Source organism: Gemmatimonadota bacterium (assembly GCA_030747075.1).
Lineage (GTDB): Bacteria > ARS69 > ARS69 > ARS69 > ARS69 > ARS69.
Map to the genome: position 1 here is coordinate 14,009 of JASLLL010000016.1, position 22,038 is coordinate 36,046.

The 22,038-nt window shown below is 67.5% G+C and carries 15 protein-coding genes; 10 read left to right on the top strand and 5 right to left on the bottom strand.

The features are described from left to right. The first annotated feature begins 136 nt into the window (after positions 1 to 136). Genes QF819_06740 through QF819_06750 form a run of 3 tightly spaced genes read left to right on the top strand, consistent with a single transcriptional unit; the run spans position 137 to position 4,133 of the window. Positions 137 to 1,381 carry an ABC transporter permease subunit gene (locus QF819_06740; GenBank protein MDP6802856.1) on the top strand — a complete coding sequence of 415 codons (1,245 nt, stop codon included), beginning with the start codon at positions 137 to 139 and terminating at the stop codon, positions 1,379 to 1,381. Next, entirely contained in the window at positions 1,366 to 2,166 is an 801-nt protein-coding gene (locus tag QF819_06745) for an ATP-binding cassette domain-containing protein (protein ID MDP6802857.1), read from the top strand. The genes QF819_06740 and QF819_06745 overlap by 16 nt, the downstream gene beginning before the upstream one ends. Further along, positions 2,163 to 4,133 (top strand): ABC transporter permease subunit/CPBP intramembrane protease, encoded by a 1,971-nt coding sequence (locus QF819_06750; protein ID MDP6802858.1) that lies wholly within the window; start codon positions 2,163 to 2,165, stop codon positions 4,131 to 4,133. The genes QF819_06745 and QF819_06750 overlap by 4 nt, the downstream gene beginning before the upstream one ends. On the opposite strand, the gene QF819_06755 is transcribed toward QF819_06750, so the two are convergent. Then, the gene (locus QF819_06755) at positions 4,085 to 4,846 is read right to left on the bottom strand and encodes a hypothetical protein (GenBank protein MDP6802859.1); all 762 of its coding nucleotides are present in this window, start codon (positions 4,844 to 4,846) and stop codon (positions 4,085 to 4,087) included. The genes QF819_06750 and QF819_06755 overlap by 49 nt on opposite strands. Positions 4,847 to 4,869: 23 nt before the next feature. Next, the gene (locus QF819_06760) at positions 4,870 to 5,907 is read right to left on the bottom strand and encodes a TIGR00266 family protein (GenBank protein ID MDP6802860.1); all 1,038 of its coding nucleotides are present in this window, start codon (positions 5,905 to 5,907) and stop codon (positions 4,870 to 4,872) included. A gap of 218 nt (positions 5,908 to 6,125) precedes the next feature. Between QF819_06760 and QF819_06765 the strand changes: the two genes are divergently transcribed. Continuing rightward, positions 6,126 to 7,118 carry a glycosyltransferase family 9 protein gene (locus tag QF819_06765; protein MDP6802861.1) on the top strand — a complete coding sequence of 331 codons (993 nt, stop codon included), beginning with the start codon at positions 6,126 to 6,128 and terminating at the stop codon, positions 7,116 to 7,118. Positions 7,119 to 7,151: 33 nt separating this feature from the next. On the opposite strand, the gene QF819_06770 is transcribed toward QF819_06765, so the two are convergent. Then, on the bottom strand, positions 7,152 to 7,991 hold the full coding sequence (locus QF819_06770; GenBank protein MDP6802862.1) for an ABC transporter substrate-binding protein: 840 nt from the start codon (positions 7,989 to 7,991) through the stop codon (positions 7,152 to 7,154). Then, positions 7,988 to 9,094, bottom strand: coding sequence for a tRNA dihydrouridine synthase DusB (gene dusB / locus QF819_06775; GenBank protein ID MDP6802863.1), 1,107 nt, complete (start codon positions 9,092 to 9,094; stop codon positions 7,988 to 7,990). The genes QF819_06770 and dusB overlap by 4 nt, the downstream gene beginning before the upstream one ends. A gap of 225 nt (positions 9,095 to 9,319) precedes the next feature. Here dusB and QF819_06780 point away from each other — a divergent pair, with 225 nt between their 5' ends. The 6 genes from QF819_06780 (at position 9,320) to QF819_06805 (ending at position 19,342) form a co-directional block, all read left to right on the top strand. Then, positions 9,320 to 10,987 (top strand): hypothetical protein, encoded by a 1,668-nt coding sequence (locus tag QF819_06780; GenBank protein MDP6802864.1) that lies wholly within the window; start codon positions 9,320 to 9,322, stop codon positions 10,985 to 10,987. After that, positions 10,984 to 12,414, top strand: coding sequence for a hypothetical protein (locus QF819_06785; protein MDP6802865.1), 1,431 nt, complete (start codon positions 10,984 to 10,986; stop codon positions 12,412 to 12,414). The genes QF819_06780 and QF819_06785 overlap by 4 nt, the downstream gene beginning before the upstream one ends. Positions 12,415 to 12,543: 129 nt before the next feature. Beyond that, on the top strand, positions 12,544 to 14,805 hold the full coding sequence (locus tag QF819_06790) for a FlgD immunoglobulin-like domain containing protein (protein ID MDP6802866.1): 2,262 nt from the start codon (positions 12,544 to 12,546) through the stop codon (positions 14,803 to 14,805). Beyond that, on the top strand, positions 14,802 to 17,015 hold the full coding sequence (locus QF819_06795; protein ID MDP6802867.1) for a FlgD immunoglobulin-like domain containing protein: 2,214 nt from the start codon (positions 14,802 to 14,804) through the stop codon (positions 17,013 to 17,015). Before QF819_06790 ends, QF819_06795 begins: the two co-directional genes overlap by 4 nt. 109 nt (positions 17,016 to 17,124) lie before the next feature. Continuing rightward, the gene (locus tag QF819_06800; protein ID MDP6802868.1) at positions 17,125 to 17,664 is read left to right on the top strand and encodes a hypothetical protein; all 540 of its coding nucleotides are present in this window, start codon (positions 17,125 to 17,127) and stop codon (positions 17,662 to 17,664) included. A 199-nt stretch (positions 17,665 to 17,863) separates the two neighbouring features. Beyond that, positions 17,864 to 19,342, top strand: coding sequence for an ATP-binding protein (locus QF819_06805; protein ID MDP6802869.1), 1,479 nt, complete (start codon positions 17,864 to 17,866; stop codon positions 19,340 to 19,342). Here the strand turns inward: QF819_06805 and QF819_06810 are convergent. Continuing rightward, a complete protein-coding gene (locus QF819_06810) occupies positions 19,276 to 21,987 on the bottom strand; it encodes a TonB-dependent receptor (GenBank protein MDP6802870.1) in 2,712 nt (903 codons plus the stop codon). The genes QF819_06805 and QF819_06810 overlap by 67 nt on opposite strands. Between the last annotated feature and the right edge of the window lie 51 nt (positions 21,988 to 22,038).

Here is a 22,038-nt window from a genome sequence, read left to right on the forward strand (position 1 = left end):
GCTCTCATGCGAGAGAATCCCGCCCCCGCGAAGGGCGTACCCGATTCTCCCGTACCTCCTGTCAACGGAAGGACGAGGGAGCGTCTTGACTGGAAAATCGACCGAAAGGCCGCTTGTTTCCCGGTGCAGTGGGCTATTGTCGGTTTTTCGCAAGGAGACCCGCGAAGCCCTCAGGGATCGCAATCTTGTGATCAATGTGCTCCTTGTGCCGCTGCTCCTGTATCCGGTGCTTGGGTTCGGAGCGTTTCAGGTGGTGCAGATCCTCGCGGGCGTTCGCGAGGGGCGCGTTTCGGTGGTGGCCGTCGAGTCGGATACCCCGGGGGCGATTCGGGATTCGCTGGCGGCGGTGGCCGGGCTGGAAGTGGTGAGCGCGGCTCCGGGTGACTGGTCCGCGGCGCGCTTCCGGGAATCTCGTGATCGCGCGGAGTTTTCGGGGGAGGCGCCGCTCGAGGCGCTGCTCCAGTGGAGTGAGGGAGAGCGCGGGGCGGCGGCGGCGATCTTCTTCGACGGGTCGCGGGAGCGGTCGGTGGCGGCGCGCGACGATCTCACCGGGGTGCTGCTCGCGGCGCGTCAGGAGCGCACCGGGGACGCCTTCGCGAAGGCGGGTCTGTCTCCCGGGCACGCACGACCCTTCCGCGTGGAGCGTCGGGACATCGCGTCGGCTTCGGAGCGCGGGGGGAAGCTCCTTTCGCTCATTTTGCCGATTACGCTTCTGGTCATGCTCTCGACCGGCACCTACTACACCGCGCTCGACGCCGTGGTGGGCGAACGCGAGCGCGGCACGCTGGAGACCATCCTCACCACGCCCGTTCGGCGCGGCACCATTCTCGCCGGGAAGTACCTCTTCGTGGTGGCGTCCAGCGTGGTTGCGCTCGTGCTGAATCTCGCAAGCCTGACGCTTTTCGCCGCGTTCATCCTGCGGCTCGTCAACGCGCACGACGAGATCACCGTCGCCATTACCCCGGTCGGCGCGATGGCCATTGTCGGGACGGCGGTGCTGCTGGCGGCGTTTCTGGCGGCGGTGCTCATGCTCTTCGCATCGACCGCGAAGACCTACCGGGAAGGGCAGTCCATTCTCATGCCGTTCTATCTCGCCACGCTCATTCCCGGCATGATGGTGACCGTCTCACGGGATCCGTTCACGACGGGTCGCGCGCTCATCCCCGTGGTCAACGCGGTGGGGCTGTTCAAGGCGGCGATCGACGGAACGCTCTCTCCCGTCACCGCCGCGTTGACCATGGGGTCGCTGGCGGTTCTCGCGTCGGTCGCACTGGCGGTCGCCTCCCGGATGGCACTTCGGGAATCCGTCTGGATGGACCCGGCCATGACCTGGAAGAAGCTGTTTTCCGTGAAGGAGGGGGGATTGTGGGCGAAGTCCTGATTCGTGCGGAATCGCTGACGAAGGTGTTTCCGGATCACGGCGGCGGGGAGGTTCGTGCGGTGGACGGCGTGTCCTTCGAGTGTCGAGCGGGCGAGATCTTCGGCCTGCTCGGACCCAACGGGGCGGGGAAGACCACCACGCTTCGGATGCTCTCCACCGCGCTCACGCCCACCTCGGGCACGGCATTGGTGGGCGCGTGCGATGTGCGCGATGACCCGGTCGGCGTGCGACGCGCGATCGGGTTTCTCTCGGGCACGACCGGGCTCTACCACCGCCTGACCGCGCGGGAGATGGTGCGCTTCTTCGGGGAGTTCCACGGGATGACGGGTCGTGCGCTGGAGCATCGTGTGGACGAGGTGCTCGCGGCCTTCGGTATCTCCGACTACGCGGAGAAGCGTTGCGAGAAGCTCTCCACCGGCATGAGCCAGAAGGTCAACATCGCGCGGACCGTCGTGCATGACCCGCCCGTTCTGGTGCTGGACGAACCGACCGGCGGCCTGGATGTGCTGGCCGCCTCCACGACGCTCGACTTCGTGCAGGGTCTTCGCGACGACGGGAAGTGCGTTCTCTTCAGCACGCACATCATGAGCGAGGCCGAAAAACTCTGCGACCGGATCGCCATTCTCCACGAAGGGCGCATTCGCGCGGAGGGAACGCTGGAGGAGCTGCGTCAGATGTCGGGTGAGCGCTATCTGGAGGACATCTTCCGGCGAGTCGTTGCGGAAAAGGACACGGTCGACGCGGAATCCCCGCCGCGGCACCCGGAGGAGGGGCGGAACCCGTGATCGGTCTGATTGTCCGCAAGGAGTTCGCGGAGATTCGCCGGGATCGCAAGACGATTCTGATCTCGCTTCTCCTGCCGGTGTTCATGTACCCGCTCCTCTTCTCGTTCATGACGCGGCTGGAGCGGAAGGAGGACGCGAAGGAGGACCGGTTCGTTTACGAAGTGGCGCTGGCGGAGGGGGCCGCGTCCCTTCTGGGAGAAGCCGTGAACGCGGACTCCGGATTCGCGCGCGCGGCGTCTCCCGGCGGAGACGGGGACGCGCTCGACGATGCGCTTCGGGCGGGCGACATCATGGCGTGGGCGGGGATCGAGGATGCCGCGGAGGAGTCCCCGCTCGTTTCGATTCGGTACGACATGGCCAACGACCGTTCGCGCGACGCATCCGAACGGCTGGCGGATCTTGCGCGCGACGCGGCGTCCGAAGAACGCGACCGCCGGTGGCGCGAGGCGGGCCGCGAGGGGCTTCCGGAGGATCTGCTGGCCATAGAGGAAACGGATGTCGCCACCGAGGAAGAGACCGGCGGCGCGGCGGCAGCGAAACTCATCCCGTTTCTGCTCATCATGACGCTCTTTGCCGGGGGGGCGGCGGTCGCGACGGACATTGTCGCGGGGGAAAAGGAACGAGGGACGCTGGAGACGCTCTATCTCGGCCCCGTGCCCCGGCGGGCGATTGCCTCGGGGAAGTACCTCGTCGTGGTGCTGGTGACGGTGATGGCCGGGCTTCTCAACCTGCTCAGCATGGCGGCCTGCTTTCGGTTCGGTCTTGTCGGAGAGGCCGCGGAGGGTCTGGCGATCTCCGGTGCGGGGGTGGCGTCGGCGGCGGTGCTTGTTGTCCCGCTTTCGATGCTGATCGGTGGCGTTCTCCTGGCGATCTCGGCTCACGCGCGAAGCTTGAAGGAAGCGCAGTACCTCATGACTCCGGCGATGCTCGTCGCCTTCATCCCCGGGATGCTGGCTTCCAGTCAGGACATTGCGCTGAACGGCTTCACCGCGTTCATTCCCGTGGCGAATGTCGCGCTGGCCGTGCGTGACGGACTGATCGCGCCGGTTCCCGTGGGTCTCCTTCTCGCGGTGGCGGCAGCGTCCACGCTCTGGGGACTGCTGGCCGTTCGCATCACCGGGCGCATGCTCTCCCGGGAGGAGACGATCCTCGGCTTCGATCCCGAACCGTTCCTCTCCGCCACCCTTGCCGGGCGAACGCGTGCGCTCCACCTGGCGATGGCGGTCACCGTGCTCGCGTACTTCTACCTGGGCAGCCTCCTGCAGCAGGCGAATGTCCTCGTCGGGCTGGCGCTCAGCTTGTGGATCGTGCTGCCGCTGCTCGGCGCGGCGACGCTTCGCATGGGCTGGAGCGGAGGGCGCGTGCGGGAGGTTCTCTCGCTTCGCCCGGCACCGCTTCGTGCGATCGCCGCCGGTGCGCTTCTCGGCGCGGGGTGTGTCTTCCCGGTGGCGGCCGGACTCGTGCGCGTGCAGGAGATCTTCCTTCCGTCTCCGACCGCCTTCTTTCAGGCGATGGAAGAAGTGATGCGCTCCGCGTCTCCGGTGACGATCGTCCTGCTCATGGCGATCTCCCCGGCGATCTGCGAGGAACTGGTCTTCCGGGGCGTCGTGCTGGGGCTTCTTCGGCGTATCATGCCCGACCGCAGGGCCATTCTGGTGAGCGCGTTCTACTTCGCCGTCTTCCACCTGAGCGTCTTCCGGTTTCTTCCGACATTTCTTCTCGGACTGGCGATGGGAGCGCTTGCGGTTCGCACGCACTCCGTTCTTCCGTCGATGGCGTTTCATGCTTTCTACAACGCCGGGGCGATCGGGGGGTCGCTCTTCCTCGGGGAAGAGTGGACCGCCCTCGGAGGGGGGATGGCCTGGCTGGCGAGCGCGGGGTTGCTGGCTGCGGGCGGGCGGCTTCTCGGGGCTGCGGGTCAGGACACCGGTGGGGATGGCGGCGTGGGTGCCCCGGCGGGCGAGTAGCGACGGGCCGCGAGCAGCACCCAGGGGATGGCGACCGCCGTCGGCACCAGCCACGGGACGGCACTCCAGATTCCGTCCGGAACGCCGGAGACGAAAAGCGGCGTCCCGATTCCCAGAAAGGCCGTGTGGAAGACGACACCCGCCGCGGCCATGGCGGTGATGTGTTCGCGCTGCCACCGGAGTCCGAGCGCCCCGGACCTCTCCGTCACGAACTGCCGCGCCAGAAGCGCGAGCCCCGCGGGGGGCAGCACGAGAAGTGCGACGCCCGGGCCGGTGATCAGCCCGATGCCACGGATGAACGCGGCCACTCCGGCTGCGGCTGCGGCGATCCGGAGCGCGGGAGCCACGAGCGACGGCGGTTGCTGCGCGCCGGACTTTGCGCGTGCGGCGACGACACCGTGGCGGATCGTCGCAAGCAGAACCATCGCCAGGAACCCGAGAAGCAAGCCGAGCGTGCGCGTGGCGGCTGCCTCCGCGGCGGCCCCTTCCGCTCCGAGCCGGGCCGTCTGATAGCCGGCGGGGTCCGTCACCTGCCAGGCGCAGGTCGCGACGGCCACCCATCCGATGATTTCCGCGCAGATCCGGAAGAAGCTCCCCGCCGCGAGGTGCCTCCGTCCTCCCTTCGCGGAGAAGGCGGCCACCCAGAACGCAACGAGCCCAGCACAGCCGAAAGAGGTGTGCAGCCAGCGCTGAATGATATGCAGGTCGGGCATGGAGCCTCCGCGTCGGGTCGAGGTCAGTCGCCGTCGATCAGCCGACCGATTCCGCCCACATGGTCGAGGATGGACCCCTCACCCTTGCGTCGTCCACCGGTTTGAGGCGCGGCCGCATAGATTCTGCTGGCGAGCCTGCTGAACGGGAGCGACTGCATGAAGATCTTCCCGGGGCCGGTCAGCGTGGCGAAGAAGAGGCCTTCACCGCCGAAGAGCGCCGTCTTGATCCCCCCCACGAACTCCACATCGTAACGGACAGATTCCTCGAGCGCGACGAGGCAGCCCGTGTCGAGGCGAAGAGTCTCGCCCGGCTCCAGTTCGCGCGACACCACATGTCCGCCCGCATGGACGAATGCCAGCCCGTCTCCCTCCAGCTTCTGGAGGATGAAGCCTTCGCCGCCGAAGAGCCCCGCGCCCAGGCGTTTCTGGAACGCGATCCCCACCGCCACGCCCTTGGCCGCGCAGAGGAAGGCGTCCTTCTGGCAGAGCATGACCCCGCCGTGCCGGGTGAGATCCATCGGGAGGATGCGTCCGGGGTATGGGGATGCAAACGCGACCGTCTGGCGCTTTGCGCCGCCGTTGCCGAAGACCGTCATGAAGAGCGACTCCCCGGTCAGCACCCGTTTCCCCGCGGAGAGCAGCTTGCCCATGAACCCGCCGCCGGATACCGCATGGCTCCCGTCGCCGAAGATGGTCTCCATGCGGATACCCGGGTCCATGTACATGAACGATCCGGCTTCGGCGATGGTCGCTTCCCCGGGATCCAGCGTGATCTCGACGAACTGCATTTCCTCGCCGAAAATCTCGTAGTCGATGACATCCGCGCGCGGATGACCGAAGGCACCGGAGGGAGGAGGGGGCGGAGCGGACGGGACGCCGCCGAATGCCGCGGCGAAGTCCGCGACCCGGCCCAGCATCTCCCAGTTGTTGGTTCCCGGGCCGTAGACATAGGTCTCCGCATCGACCGAACCGTCGGCGATACGGGCCTCCACTTCACTCTTGGGATAAGGGCCTTCGTTCTTTCCTTCGATGGCGAGATACCACACATCACCGCTGGCCATGGTTCCTCCTTCAGGTGGATGCCTCGCGCCCGGGTGGCCGCGGATCGTCGCGCGCGGACTGGCGGCCTGATGCCGTCACTATAGAACGGATGCCGGGGGGCGTGGGTTTCCTTTGCGAAGGCTTCCGCTCAGGGTAGGATTCCAGGTCCAGCGGGAGGAGGTGCGTTCTGGAGATTGCCGTTCTGTCGCCGAACAAGCCCTTCTGGGGGGCGCGTCTAGTGCAGATTCCGTTTCTGTACGCGCTGCGCACTCGCCACCCACAGGCCACGATTCGCGTGGTTTCCCCCGTGGCCCAGGCGCGGGCTTTCACAGAGTGGGGGTTGGCGGACGAGGTCCGTCTCTGCGCGGGCGGGGGGGTGGCCGGATTCCTGCGACTGGTGCGTGCGCTGCGTCGCCACCCGCCGGACCTTCTGCTCCAGCTTCGCCGATGGTCCCCGGCGTGCTCGCTCGCGGCGGCCGTCTCACCGGGAAGGCGTGTCGGGTTCGCGCACGGCACGCTCTCGCGTCTGCTCGACGAGCGCCACCCGTACGATGATGGCGTTCATCTGGCCACGCGCTACCTGTCGCTGGTGGATGCGCGTGCTCGTGGCGAGTGCGACACCGCGACCGTCCCCCTCTTCCGGGAGTGGATGAATCTCGTCGCGCCGCCGGAACCGCTGCCCGAGGACGCCGCCGCGCGTCCCGTGCTCCTCATGCCGGGCGCGGGGAATCCCGAGAAGCGCTGGCCGCTCGACCGCTTTCTGTCGCTGGCCGGGAGAATCCCGGCGGAGCGATTCGTTCTGCTCCTCGGGCCGGGCGAAGTCGAGGAGCGCGCAATGCTCCTCCCGCTTGCGCAGGATGCGCCGGGTGGTGCTGCCGTCCTCCCGACAGGGGTGGCGGGAAACGAGTGCCCGGTGGAGATTGCCGAGAGCACGGATCTTGTTCGGACGCTGGCGCTGGTTCGCGGGGCGCGGCTCACCATCTCCAACGACTGCGGGCCGTCGCACATTGCGCAGCTCTCCGGCGGGCGGTTTCTCGGTCTCTACCGTCCCGAGTCGGAGACGCTCGCGGACTGGTTTCTCGATCGGGAGAACGCGGATCTCCTGTGCGCGCCAGCCGGGCAGGCGCTCGATGCCGTGTCGGTGGAGGCGGTGGCGGAGGCGGCCGGGCGGCTTCTCGAAAAGCCGGCCTGCGCCGAGGAAGTGCGCCCTCTGTCGGACCGGCGTGCATGAGCGGCACCCGCACACCGTGCCTTTCGCCCCCGGTCAGACGAGGTCGATCTCCGGCATCCGGTCGAGCAGCCCGGCATCCATCGCGCGACGATACAGGTGCCGGAGTGCCGCGACGCCCGGATCGCCCATGTCGAGCGTGTCCTCGTTCACATACATCCGCACGAACTTCCGCCCGACTTCGCGTGTGATGCCCCGCCCGTACTCCAGCGCATACTCCAGAGCGTCGTCTTCGTTGGCCAGCGCGTGCGCGATGGAGCGCCGGAGCATCGTGGAAATGCGCTCCGCCATCTCGCGTCCGAGGTCCTTCCGCACGAGGTCCAGCCCCAGCGGAAGCGGGAGGCCGTCGGTCTCCTTCTCCCAGATCTCGCCGAAGTCGGCGATCCTGTGCAGGCCTTCCTCCGCGTAGGTAATCTGACCTTCGTGGATGAGGAGCCCGACCTCCGCGTCGCCATGCCGGACCGCGTCCGGGATCCGGTCGAAGTCCACCACCACGCGATTCACTCCGGGGAAGAGGATCCCCAGCAGAAGGTTGGCGGTTGTCTTCTCGCCCGGGATGGCGACGGTCTTCCCCGCGAGGTCCGCCGGGTCCATCGGTGTCTTCGCCACGAGGATGGGGCCGTAGCCGCGTCCCATGCTGGCTCCGGTGCGCATGATCCAGTAGGTGTCCTGGAGCTCCGGGTAGGCGGCCGCGGAGACCGCCGTCACTTCCAGCTCCGCGGTGAGGGCGCGCCGGTTGAGCGACTCGATGTCCTCGAGCACATGCTCCACGGCGATCCCGTCGATGCCCTCGGCTTCTTTGGCCAGAGCGTAAAACATGAAGGCGTCGTCGGGGTCGGGACTGTGGCCGATGCGAAGCGTGAGCGTCTGGGTCAACGGTTTCCTCCGTGGTCGGGTTCGGGCGATTTCCGAGGGCGGGAGTCTACCTTCCCCGCGCCCGGGGCTCCACCCCTGTCTCCCTCGTCGTGGGTGGCGACAAATGCGTCCTGAACGCGGCGGCGCTCCAGAAGATCGAAGTACTCGTCGAGGAACTCCATGGCCTCCGCCACCGTGTCCGAGTGGTGAATCCGGTCTCGCAGGCGCGCTCCCCAGGGAAGCCCGCGGGTGAAGTAGCCGGCCGTCTTCTTGATGCGGCCCAGCGTCGCGAAGTCCGTGCAGTGGCGCCCGAGGTCGCGGAAGTGCTCCTTGAGGACCCGGTGGCGATCGCGCAGCGTCGGCTCTTCGACGGGTTCGCCCGCGAGGTCTGCGGCGATCTGGCGCAGGAGCCACGGATTCCGAAGGATGCCCCGTCCCGCCATGACCCCGTCCGCGCCGGACGCCGCCAGCGCGGCGCGTGCATCGGCGACCGTCAGGATGTCGCCGTTGACGAGCACGGGCACGCTGACCGCGCGCTTCACCTGTCCGACGAACGCCCAGTCCGCGTGTCCCTTGTACAGGTCGGCTCTCGTTCGTCCGTGAACGGTGATCATCGCCGCGCCTTCGCCTTCGGCCGCGCGCGCGATCTCGGGTGCGTTCCGTTGGCTCGCGTCCCATCCGGTCCGCATCTTGACCGAGAACGGAATCCCCGCTTCGGCGGTGGCCGCTCCGACCGCTGTGAAGATCCGCGTGGCGAGTTCCGGCTCACGAAGCAGCGCCGCGCCGCTGCACCCGGAGGTGACACGCTTTGACGGGCACCCGAGGTTGATGTCCACCAGGTCCGCGCCGAGTCCGGCCGCCGTGCGCGCCGCCAGAGCCATGCGCTCCGGGTCCCGGCCGTAGATCTGGATGGCGACGGGATGTTCGTCCGGGTCAATCTCGGCCATGCGCCATGCCTTCGCGACATCGCGCGTCCACGCCTCGGAACTGACAAACTCCGTGACGGCCAGTCCGCATCCGCCGAGCTTTCGGACCAACCGGCGGAAGTCGCGGTTGGTGATTCCTTCCATCGGCGCGAGTGCCGTGGGGGGGTCGATACGGACGCTTCCTGCGGAAAAGCTCACCAGATCCTCCAGAACCGGGGAATGCGGGAGGATAGCGTCCCGGGGCGCGCGGCGCCAGAACCCGCTTTCGCGCGTCCCGATTCCGGCGTAATCTCCCCGGGTGGCCGGTCTCCTCCGGGGGGCTTGCTTCGGCATGGTTGCGGCAAAGGGCCGCCGGCGCGGAGTTCCTCCCGCGCGCCCGCTGCCTGCGCCGAAGTTCACTCATCGCAACCCGGGAGGGTTTCAATGCTCGCACCGATGATCCGGAAGTGGATCCCCCTGACGATCCTGACCGCGCTGGCGCTGGCGACGGCCTTCGGCTGCTCCGACAATCCCGCCGGCAACGACAACAACGACAATGGCAGCGGGGATGTCTCCGAAGCGGACTCCATCGCCGCATTCTGGATGCAGAATCTGGCGGATACGCTGGCCGCTCTCGGGGACGCGTCGGATCCCGAAATCCTGGCCACGCTGGACTTCACCGCGATTCAGGCGGGGGTGGACCACGCCCTTTCGGTGAACGCCACCTCGCCGACGGCGAATCTGGCAGCCGCGCTGGTGGACATCGTGTCGATCAACTTCGACATGGAGCTCTGGGCCAGCTTCCGCCAGATCCGCTCCACCGACGCCGTGACCGGCGAAAAGGCGGACCTCCCCGCGGGCGGGCTGTATCTGGATCCGGTCTCCCCGATTCTCGGGAATCAGTTCGCGCTTCTCGCGACGGCGCCCCGGGAACTGGCGTCGCACTTCCTTCGTGCGCCCACCCCGGACTTCTCCGTTGCGCTGCTCCAGCTCTTCATCGAGAGCCGGATACTCCCCGCGTTCCAGAGTGCGCTGGCGCATCTGGAACTGGCCGAGGCGAACAGCGGGCCGGAAGTCCACCTGACGGTCGACGGAGAGACCATCGAGATCGACCTCGGCGAAGTGCTCGTGTTCGACGCGTCGCTTCGGGCGGCGCTCGTACCGTTCCTTCTGTTGACCGCGTTCGACATGGACATGGTGGGGACGGACGGAACCTACGGATGGGTCGACGAGATGGAAGCGGCCCGCGCCTCCCTTCCCGGCGGCGAGCCCGCGCGGATCGAAGACGACGGCTTCGGCGGTTCGCGTCTGGTGTACGAGTTGCGCTACTTCTGCACGCCGTATCCGGACTCCATCCTGTTTGAGGCGCTGCGCTTCAACTATGAGGATCGCGAGGACTTTCTCACGCGACGCGGCACGCAGATGGATGACGCCTACGACGCGCTTCTGGCCGCGCGCGACAAGCTGGAGAGTGCCGTGGCCGCCATCCGCGCCGAGTCGGACGGGCAGGAAGACGACATCATCCAGATCGGGAGTCTCATGGAGATCGACACGGAGATCGAGAACGATCCCGACAAGCCGGACTTCGCCACCGACTTCACCACGATCGAAGATGTGCTGGCATGGGTGGAAACGCTGATCACCGAGACATACACACTGGAGGCGGAAGGTCCGGCGGGGCCGTTCACGCTCGACATCAATCTGGCGAACTACTTCCTGGGGTCGCCGCAGGATGGTCGCGATTTCCTGCCGATCTTCGAGTTCCTCGCCAAGGATGAATGGGTCGTTCGGGAATCCGGTGCCCAGTACTACGACTCCTGGGCCGCGGATCCGCTCTGGGAATACTGCTACGCGGATTCCGTCGACTGCGCCTCCGTAACCTGTACGAACGGTTTTACGGAAATCGCCGTGGAGGACTACACCTACGCACACTTGGAGATTCCCATCTCGGGGCTGAATGTCCCGCTCCAGTTTCTGGATGACGAGGGGATGCCGGTGGATCTCGTTCCCGTCATGGATCTGCCCTACTTCCCGGACTACACCTTCGGCGGGCTCTTCCCCGGATCCACGCGGGAATCGTGGCTTGCGATCATCGGCTTCGAAGCGCCGTGATCCGATGCGCCCTTCCGGCGCTGACGCTGTGCGCCCTCGTCGGTTCGGCCGTGGTCGATCCGGCGGGGGCGTTTGAGCTTCCGGGGCTTGGCGCGCTTCTCGGCACCGAGGATCCGCTGGCGGCGTTCCCCGATTCGCTGCCCCGTGAAGGCGTCGTGCGCGCGGGCTATGCGCATCACCTTCTCTACCGGTCCACGGAGGGCGACACGCGCCACCATTACGCCACGACCGGCGTCTGGGGAATGGTGCTGGCGAGGGGAGGGCCGCGCCTGTGGTTTGGCGCGCGGGCGTCGGGGGACCGTGTCACGATCCTCCAGCGTGAAGTGCACGGCCCAGACGACGCGCTCGATGGGCGTCGCCCGGTGGAACACATCTCAATGGCGTGGGCGGCGCGGCGGGGCCGGTGGGAGGCGCGGGGACTTCTGGGTGGCGCGGGCGGCACGGAGTGCGCGCTGGAGGTCCGGGGCGCGTGGGGCGCACTGGAGCGCGTCGAGGCACGCGCGTGGCTGGCGCGCACCGAAACGCGACTGTCGCAGCGCGTCTCCGGGTCGCTCTTTCGCTTTCCGGTCCGGCTTCGAGATGAAGTCGGCGAAGCGCACCTTGGGCTTCGTCCGATCCTTGGCGTTCTTCGCGTGGAAGCGTCCGCCAGGCGGCGGCGTGTCGCGGGAGAACGCACCGACCCGGAGACCTGGAACCTGCCGTTCATTGCCGTGGATCGCCTGTCCGCGCGCCTCTCTGCGGTCCGGGGTCCGCAAGTGGACCTTCGCGCCTCGCGGGAGGTGGCGTCTGTGGACCTTGCCATGGCGTCGGGCGGCACGCGCTATCTGGACGCGGGCGGCGTCGAGACGGACCGGCGAACGGTGGAAGCGGGATGGAGGCCGGGGTCGCGTCTTCGCGTCTCGGGCGGGGTGGACCGATGGCGCGTGCGGGGCGGCCGGGGCTTCGCGGAGATCTGGCCGTTCAGCGTCTGGGAGATCTTCCGGTCCACGCGCTACCGGCTCGTCTCCGTGGACGCGCACTGGGAGGCCATCTACGCCCGCGTCGAGTGGAGTACGCACGCATGGCGCAGTCTTCGTCTGCGAATCGACGGACGGTTTGAGAAGTGGAAGGACCACGGGAGGGTCGCGTGGGAAGAGCGCGTCCCGGTGGTGTACCCGTTCTACTTCACCTACGAAGCGCACGAGGCCGAGTTCGACACGCACGCCCCCTGGGGCGCCCAACTCGATCTGGAACTCACCTGGTCGCCGCGCCCGGGGTGGACCGGCGCGCTTCACGCCAGGAGTGTGGCTCCGCTGGGGGACGATCGGCCCGAGGCCGACGCGCCTCCCGGTCCGCCGGGTCCGCCACCCCCGCCCTCCCCTCCTTCGGAGAAGAAGCGGATCCTGGGCGGGCTTTCGCTGGCCGCGTCGGTTGCGCGGGCGTGGTGAGCCGCACTGAGGGCTCACTGGCAGTGTGATTTGGCGCATCCGTGCCCATTTCGGTAGAATGGTCCCACGCCTTGGCCGGCGGGAAGCACGCATCCGAAGAACTCTCACACCCTCTCCCCCCGGGAGGCCATGGTGCCGAAGTTCCTCTGCTGTCGCCGGATCGTCGACCGTCTGCTTCTTGCCCTCTCCATTCCGATCGCTCTGGCGTGGGTACTGGCGCCACAGCCCGCCACCGCTTGCCGCATCGGGTCGCGGTGGGACGCCACCGCTCCCGCGGGGTCGGGGGCGCCGCCTGCCGGTCCCGCGTCGCGCACTGGGCACTTCGCGGACGGCTTCAGCCATCTCGTCTCGGTCGGCGTGTCCAACTACGACTCCGACTGCAATCCGTGGCTCACTTCCGACGAGTCGGAGATCTTCTTCATCCGCGCGTCCGGCCATGCCGGGCCTGCGGATTCGCTCTTCGAAGGGAAGTGGGACATCTACCACGCGGACTGGGATTCCGTGGCGGGGGACTGGGGGCCGGTGTCGAATCTGGGACCGGGCGTGAACTCACCCAATGCGGACCGCAGCCCGACGACGACGGCGGACGGGGACACGCTGATCTTCGCATCCGGGGCCATCATGAGGGTGGCGATTCGTTCCGGAGGAGTGTTCTCTCTGGTGGATTCGCTCTTCACGGGGATGGACCCGTGCCTTTCCGAAGACGGATCGCAACTTTACTTCGTGCGCAACTACGACATCTGGGTGGCGGACCGCGGACCGAGCGGCGCCATCACCGACTGGGTGAACCTGCGCGCGCTCAACTCCTTCGTCAATACAACCTACCGGGAGGATCGGCCCTACATCTCCCGTGACGGAACCCGACTCTTCTTTGCGGACTTCGGAGGCCCCCGCCCGGGCGGGTACGGGGACGCGGACCTGTGGGTGAGCGACTGGGATCCGGTCATGAGCGACTGGAAGCCGCCCGCGAACATGGGGCCGCCGGTCAACAGCGACCGGCCCACCTGCACGCCGTGGGTGTCGGCGGACGGACGGCGGATCTACACCGCGTCGGAATCGAACGAGGGAAGCCGCGGCACGGAGGACATCTGGATCTCGTACGCGGACTCGACCGTGGCGCCGGACTCCGCGAGCCATGTGCCGGGAGACTGGACACTCCTGGGCGATCTGGCCGGGGCGTGGAATGTGTACGACATCATCGGGGAGACCGGCGGCACGCTCCTCGCGGCGACTTCCCCGGAGGGCGCCGTCTTCCGGTCGACCGACGACGGCACTTCGTGGGCGAAGACGATTCTGCCCGGCGCGATGAAAGTCCATGTGCTCATGGAGACAAGCACCGGGGATCTGTATGCGGGGACCTACCCGCGGGGGCGCGTATTCCGGTCGACGGACGGGGGGGCATCCTGGAGCGGCACGGCGCCGATCCCCGGCGCGAAGAGCATTCGGTCGCTTCTGGAGACCTCCGACGGGCGCGTGCTTGCGGGCGCGTCGCCGGACTGCGCCATCTTCGCCACGACCGACGGCGGGAGCAGCTGGTCCGCGCTGGGGGCCACTTCCGGCATGAAGAACAGCGTGACGCGGATGGCCGAACCGTCGCCGGGGGTGCTCCTGGCGGGCGGCTGGGGAGACCTGAACCGCTCGATCAATGGCGGGAGTTCGTGGAGCCGGATCATTCTGGGAAGCGGGATGTTCAGCTTCGAGTCGTTCACCACCGACTCCTCGGGGACACTCTGGATGACCGGCTGGAGCCACCACGATCAGGGCTTCGTCAGGAGAAGCAACGACGACGGGGCGTCGTGGACCACGACTTCCTCCTCGGTCACGGTGGATTCGCTGAACGCGGTGCGCGTATACGATCTCGTGGAGCCGGAGGCGGGATCGCTCCTTGTCGGGTTCCAGCCCGGGCCGGAGCGGGTCGCTTGTCTCACCACCGACGGAGGGTCGACCTGGGATGTCCAGGAGTCGCTCTCCGGCGCGCGGGAGATTCTCCGCTTCCACAAAGACTCCGGCGGCGTGATCTATGCGGGGACCACGCCCAACGGCGACCTCTTCCGATGGGACGGCGGGAGCGCGACCGGCGCGGCGGTGCCGGGCGAGGGGCCAGCGCCTGTTCGGATGACGGCGGTCCTCGGCGGCGTGCCAAATCCCTTCCGCGAGCGGACGGTCGTGTCGTGGCAGGTGCCGCGCCGGACGGTCGCGGAGCTTTCGATCGTGGATGTGGCGGGGCGCCATGTGCGCTCGCTCTTCGCGGGTTCGGCTTCGGCGGGGCTGCACGAGACCGCGTGGGACGGGCGCGACGAGTCGGGCGTGGCGGTGGCTTCCGGGATCTACTTTGCGCGGCTTCACTCGGGGGAGAGCGTGACCTTCCAGCGCGTCACGAGGGTCCGATGACGGGCGGCGGTCGGCGGCGGCCCGCATTCGGGTCGGCCGCGGCGCTCGGGCTGTTGATCGCGGGCGCGGCGATCGCCTGCGATCCGGGCAACGCCCCGGACGGCGAACAACCCTATGCGGGGGCTCGCGGGATCGGCGGCACGGCGGCCGGTTCGTACAGCCATCCGATCAGCCTCAGCGTCTGCCTCTACGATTCCGAGTGCAACGGGTGGCTCACGCCTGACGAGCAGGAACTCTTCTTCATCCGCCTGTCGGGTGTGGGCGGTCCCGCGGATTCCGGCCATCAGGGCAACTGGGATCTCTACCACGCGGAATGGGATTCCGTGGCGGGGGACTGGGGTCCGGACACGAATCTCGGGCCGGGAGTCAACACGGCTGCCGGAGAGCGTCGGCCCACCACGACGGCCGACGGCGACACTCTCCTCTACGCGAGCGGGGCGGTCATTCGATGCGCGGTGCGAACGGCTGGCGTGTTCACGCAAGTCGATTCGCTCTTTGTCGGGTCGGATCCGTGCCTGTCGGCGAATGCGTCGCAGCTTTACTATGTGAAGGCGTCCAACATCTGGCTTGCGGACCGGGGCCCGAGCGGCGCCATCACCGACTGGGTGAACCACCGGGCTGCTCCCGGAGCCGTGAACAGCCCCAACGCGGAGGTTCGGCCCTATATCTCCCGAGACGGCCAGCGGCTCTACTTCAGCGACTTCGGGGGGATTCGGCCCGGAGGCTACGGGAACGCGGACCTGTGGGTGAGCGAGCTTGTGGGGGCAGGCGTCTGGGGTCCGCCGCAGAATCTGGGGGCCCCCGTCAATACGGATGGCCCGGCCTGTACGCCGTGGGCGTCGGTGGGGGAGGATCGGCTGGTCATTTCCTCCGGCGTCTCCGAGGGCACGCGCGGCATTGAGGATCTGTGGGTGCTGCATGCGGATTCGAGTGTGGCGCCGGACACGGTGGTGCATCCCGATGGAGTGTGGGCGCAGCTTGGAGAACTGGACGGCGCGTGGAATGTGAACGCGATTCTCGGAGAGACGGGCGGAACGCTCCACGCCGCGACCTCTCCCGAAGGCGCGGTGTATCGATCGACCGACGCGGGCGCGAGCTGGGCGAAGTCGCTGCTTCCGGGAGCGATGAACGCGTACTCGCTTCTCCAGACGCCCGGCGGGGATCTCTACGCGGGGACCTACCCGGACGGGGATGTGTTCTTCTCCGGTGACGACGGGCTTTCGTGGATTGCTACCGGGGACATCCCGGGGGCCACCGCCGTGCGGGCACTTCTTTCGACCTCCGACGGGCGCGTGCTGGCCGGAACCTCGCCCAACTGCGACATCTACGCCACGGTCGACTCGGGAGCGACCTGGACGGCCCTGGGAGCCACCTCCGCCATGCAGAACAAGATCGCAACGCTCTACGAACCCTCTCCCGGCATTCTGCTGGCGGGAGGATGGGGTCGTCTCAACCGTTCCACGGACGGCGGCGCCACATGGACCGGGCTGATGCTGGGATCGGGAATGTGGAGCGTGGAGAGCTTCCACAACGACTCCGCGGGGCGCGTGTGGTGGACCGGTTGGTCGCATGACCTCCACGGGGGGCAGGTGCGATGGAGCACCGATGTCGGCGTGACCTGGACCCCGGTCGCTTCCGTGGAGGCGGACTCGATCCACGCGATCCGCATTTTCGATCTGGTGGAAACGCCGGAGGGAGACTTCCTGGTCGGGTTCCAGCCGGGAATGGAGCAGCCGGTCTGCCGGACCGGCGACGATGGAGCCACATGGACCGTGGAGGGCACCATGACCGGCGTGCGGGAAGTGCTGCGCTTCCACAAGGATTCCGGCGGCGTGATCTACGCGGCGACCACTCCCAACGGCGACCTCTTCCGATGGGACGGCGGGAGCGCGACCGGCGCTGCGCTGCCGGGCGACGGGCCGGCGCCTGTTCGGATGACGGCGGTTCTCGGCGGCGTGCCGAATCCCTTCCGCGAGCGGACGGTCGTGTCGTGGCAGGTGCCGCGCCGGACGGCCGCGGAGCTGTCGATTGTGGATGTGGCGGGGCGCCATGTGCGTTCGCTCTTCGCGGGGCCGGCTTCGGCAGGATTGCACGAGACCGCGTGGGACGGGCGCGACGAATCGGGCGTGGCGGTCGCTTCCGGGATCTACTTTGCGCGGCTTCGCGCGGGGGAAAGCGTGACCTTCCAGCGCGTCACGAGGGTGCGATGACGCGTGGTCCGGTTCGTGTGCGGGGGGCGCGGTAACGCGTGACGCCGCCGGTCGGGAGCAGTAGGGTCCGGGGGATCGCACGCATGCTTCCCGATCCCGGAGGATCCCCGTGTTCAACAGAGACCATGCGCTCTCCAGCGTTTTCGGCACGGTGCTGATCGCGTTGCTGGCCGCCGCGCCTGCCTTCGCCACCGCAAACCACGCTCACCATCACTACCACATGGGCGTGCGGGCCTTCGCGGGCACCCGCCACGCCGCCACACTTCATTATGAGTCCTGGGGTGGGGGGATGGACCTCGCGCTGGCCCGGGACGACGCCGCGGACATGGAGCGTCTTGCGGGAGAAATCCTGGAACGCCTGGAGAGGCTGGAGGCGGTCTGGACTCCGCAGGAGGCCCGGAGGATCAACCGGGATGTCGCGTCCATGAAGTCCATGTGCGCACGGGCGGCGGCGCTTTCGCGCTCTGTCGTGGGCTTCATCGACGAGGCGACTGTCGACGGGGACCTCGTCGCGGACGAAACGCTCTCCATGCGCTGTGCCGGAAAGGCCCGAGAGTTGTGGGATCTCTTCAGCGGGATTCTCGCGGCGCACAAACGCGCGGAACGCGTCCTGGGGATTCCGGTCCCGCCGGATCCGCCTTCGCGCTGACCTCTCCGGGTGCTTTCGGGGGGCTACTCGCCGCCCCCTCCGCACGCTGCCAGACCGGTCGCGGCACTCGAGTGATCCGGGGAGACGCGCAGCACTTCGCGGAACGCGGCCTTTTCGGTCTTCGCGGGGTCATGCCACCGGGCCTGTCTGCCGATTCTACCGACAAGCCCCGTTCCGCCCCGTTGCCCGGGAGTGCCGCGTGTCGCGTTTGTCGGCGTCTCGTCGAGAGCCTCTCCAGTCCGTCGTTGTCCGCGAGGCGGCGCAGCGGTCGGCTTCGACTGTGGTGGCTCCGGTGCTGATCTATCTGCCGGGTGTCTACTTTGCGGATCTCCCGCCGGAGTCCGCCTGGAAAGCGGTGGCCGCAGGCGTGGTGCTTCTGGTGAGCGCGGCGTTTCAGCTCGTCGTGGCGCGCGCGGCCGAGGCTCCGCGCGCGAATCGTCCTTCTCGCGGCCGCACGCTCTTCGCCACGGCCACGCTGGTCGCCGGTACGCTCTGGGGGGTGCTCTGCGCGTATGCAGTCACCACGCGCGGACTGGACACCGCGACGCTCATTCTGCTGGCTGGCGCCTGCGGGCTTTGCGTGGCGTCTTCCTCGCTGGCGCCCTGCCTTCGGGTTCACCGCGCGTATCTGGGCGTGGTGGCATTGCCCGCGGCTGCGGCAACCCTCCACCGGGGGGGAGCCGACGGGTTTGCCGCCGCCGCCGTGCTCCTGCTCCTCTCAGGGCTCCTGACCGCGCAGGGGGGGCGCGCCCACCGGGAATACTGGACGGCGCTCGTGAATCGCCGGCTTCTGGAAGAGCGCGCGGAGGAGTTGGAGGCGGCGCAGGCTCGTCTGGATGAAGCCCGTCGCGCGGCGCCGGAGTTCCTCACGAACATGAGCCACGAGACGCGCACGCCGATCAACGGGATCACGGGGATGGCAGGTCTGCTTGACGAGACGGACCTGAGTCGTGAGCAGCGCGAGTATGTCGACTCCATCCGCCGGTCGGCGGACGCGCTGCTCGAACTCATCACGACGATTCTCGAAATCTCGCGGGTCGAGGCCGGGCAGGTTTCGCTGGAGGACCACCGCTTCGATCTCGCGCGGACGATCTCGGGGATTGCCGAGACGATGGCCGACGCGGCACGGGAGAAGGGCGTGGACCTTGTGGTGGAGTACCCGCCGGGAGTTCCACGCCTCTTCCGGGGAGACGAAGGCCGCGTGCGGCAGATTCTCACGAACCTCGCCGGGAACGCGCTCAAGTTCACGCAGGAGGGCAGGGTGCGGATCGCGGTGGAGTGCGCGCGCGAGGAACGCGGCACCGCGATGGTGGTGGTGGCCGTGGAAGACAGTGGCGTCGGGATTCCGGCGGAGAAGCTCGCGACGGTCTTCGACAAGTTCACTCAGGCCGACGGGTCCGCCACGCGCCGGTTTGGCGGTACGGGACTGGGGCTTGCGATGACGCGGCAACTGACGGAACTCATCGGCGGCGAGATCGGCGTGGAGAGTGTCCCGGGCAAGGGGTCCATCTTCCGGGTGCGGCTTCCGCTCGCTCTGGAACCGGCCCCGGACGCAAACGGGCCGCGCCCTTCGACGCGGCCCGCGGCACTGTCCGCCCGGAAGGAGACCTCTCAGAAGCTCTGGCTGAGTCCGAGAAGCGCCAGTCGTCCCAGTTCCGGCGCCCCAATGAACTCCTGATGGCGGTGGTCCAGGATGTTCTGGATGGTGAGATTGAGCCGGGTGGCCTCCGTGAAGTCGTACGAGGCGGAGAGGTCGGCGATCGTGTACGCCTGAATGGTGCCGGTGTACGCTCCCGAGTCCACGGGGAAGGCGTCCACATACCGGACACGCAGCATGGCGTTGAATCCGGTGGCGCGGTCTGAATAGGCGACCATCCCGCCGAACTTGTGTTTCGGAGCGTTGAGCGCGACATCGCCGATCCCGTCGGCGGATCGGAAGAAGTCCCGGCTCACATACGAGTAGTTGAGTCCGCCCGTCCACAGTCTTGACGGCGCCCACAGGAGCGACATGTCCACGCCCATGTAGGAGAAGTCGCCGAAGTTCCGGTAGGAGATCATGAGGTCGGCCGCGTCGTCGCCGGTGAAGCCCTCCGGCGTGATGGTGCCCAGCGGGATCTCCGCAAGCTTGGACGCCAGTTCGGCGACATCCGCCTCCGGCACGCCTTCCGACAGCAGGTAGGCGTGAACGCTGGTGGAGTCCAGAAAGACATTGGGCGTCTCCACGCGCACCGCCGAGACGAAGTTGTTCACGCGGTTGTGGTAGACATCCACCGATGCTCCGAGCGTCTGCGACAGGAAGCCCTTGAAGCCGACCTCCGCCGTGTTCCGGATGGTGGGGATCAGGGGGTCGATGTCCATGACATACGACGGATCCACCTCGACCAGCGTCTCCGTGGCGATGTCCACCACGCGAAGGGTGGTCGCTACATCTCCCGGGCCGGGAGAGGAGACCGCGAGTACCTGCGGATACCCCTGCGCCGCGACCAGCGTTCGCGCATTGAGCCACGCCCAGGATGCTTCCAGGCTGGTCGCCGCGACATTCGCATCTGCCGGTGCGTACGCTTCCCGCCCCAGCGGATTGAAGGGCGACTGCATGTACAGTCCGCCCAGCCCGCCGTTGGCGTCCTTGCGGAAGGTGTAGCCTTCGTCGGGAACCCCCCGATAGAGAACGTCCGACTGGAAGGAGTTCATCCCGAAGTCCGAGAATCCGAACACATCGTTCATGGCGATGACATCCACGAAGAGTTCCGTCGAACTGGGTGTGCTGTAGGCGCGGTTGTAGGTGAGGCGGAACTTGCGCTGGTCGGACTTCCCGTAAACGATGGCCGCCCGCGGCGAAAAGACGACCCCCTCAAGCCGGTTGTGATGATCGAGTCGCGCCGCCGCGACGAGTTTCAGCGCGTTCGACAACCGCGTCTCCGACTGGAAGTAGCCGCCGACTTCGTCGATGTTGTCGTCGTCTTCGTTGCGGCCGAGGATGGTGCCCTTCGTCTCCGGACGCGTGAGCAGCACATCCATGCCGTAGGTGAAGTCCTGGTTCTCGCCGAGGTCCATTCCGTGCTGAAGCTGGGTGACGATGAGCTTGGACTCATCGATCATGCCTTCGCCGGTCCGCAGAAGGTACGAGTCTCCCGCGTCACTCATGTTCACGAACGACTGGAGGAACCAGCCGCCGTAGAGCAGGCGCCCCTGCAGGTAGCTGTAAGTATGGTCCACAATCTGCGCGCCGCCGACTCCGGTCATCTCCACATTGGATGCCCGATTGTACCCGCCGCCCAGAATCAGCGAGGACTTGCCGTTCATTCGCACATCGAGGCGGCCCTCCACGCCGAGCCGATCGATGTCGTAATCCCGGCGTCCGATGCTGAGCGTGTCCGCGAGTGCTCCCAGAGCGATGGCGTTTTCCCGCGCCTCCGCCTCCAGCCGGTCCGTGAACTGCCAGTCGTTCCCCTGCTGCTGCTGGACCGTGACCTTGTAGGCGACATTCTCGCCGAGCTTCATCGCGTGGCGCACCGATCCCATGGTCACGCCCCGCTCCCCGCCGGACGCGGAGACCTCCGTTCCCGGGGAGTCGAAGGGAGAGCGCGTCAGCATATGGATGACGCCGTTCGCGCTGTTCGGCCCGTAGAGAGCGGAGCCCGGCCCGGAGACGATCTCGATTCGGTCGAGGTCATCGGTGGCGGTCGGGATGAACTGATAGGCGTTCACGCGAAGCGACGGAACGCGCGCGATCCGATTGTCCACGAGGGTCAGCGTGGCGCCGGAGAAGACATTGTTGAACCCGCGGACCACGACATTGGCCTGGTTGAGTCCCGATCGCACCACATCCACGGCCGGGAGCGCGGTGATGTTGTCCGCGGGCGTCATGGACTTCACTGCGCGAATGGCTTCCTTGCCGACCACCTGCACGGATGCGGGGGCCTCCAGGATCTTCTCCGGGCGGCGGGATGCCGTGACCTGAACCGCGTCCACTTCGAAGGCGGCCTCATCCAGGGTGATCGAAATCTCCTGTGGCTTGTTCTTCCTGACGGTGATCTCGATCGTCTTCGTGCGATAGCCCATGTAGGAGACTTTGAGCCGATAGAGTCCCGCGGCGAGGTTCTCAAAGAAGAAGTCGCCCTTTTCGCCGGTGAGGCGACCGACCACGGTGTCCCCGTTGGGGCGGGAGAGGATGGCGTTGGCCGAGAAGAGGCCGTCCCCGGTGGCGGAGTCCGTCACGATCCCGCGAAGGACTGCCCCCGGCTTCGGGGCGGCGTCGGCAGAGGCGGTCTGGGCCGCGTGGACGAGAAGAAGAGCGAGGGGAATCCACGATCGGGCGCGCATGAAGTCCTCCGACTGGCTCCTCCCTGGACTCCCGGGGAGGGAAGAGGTTGC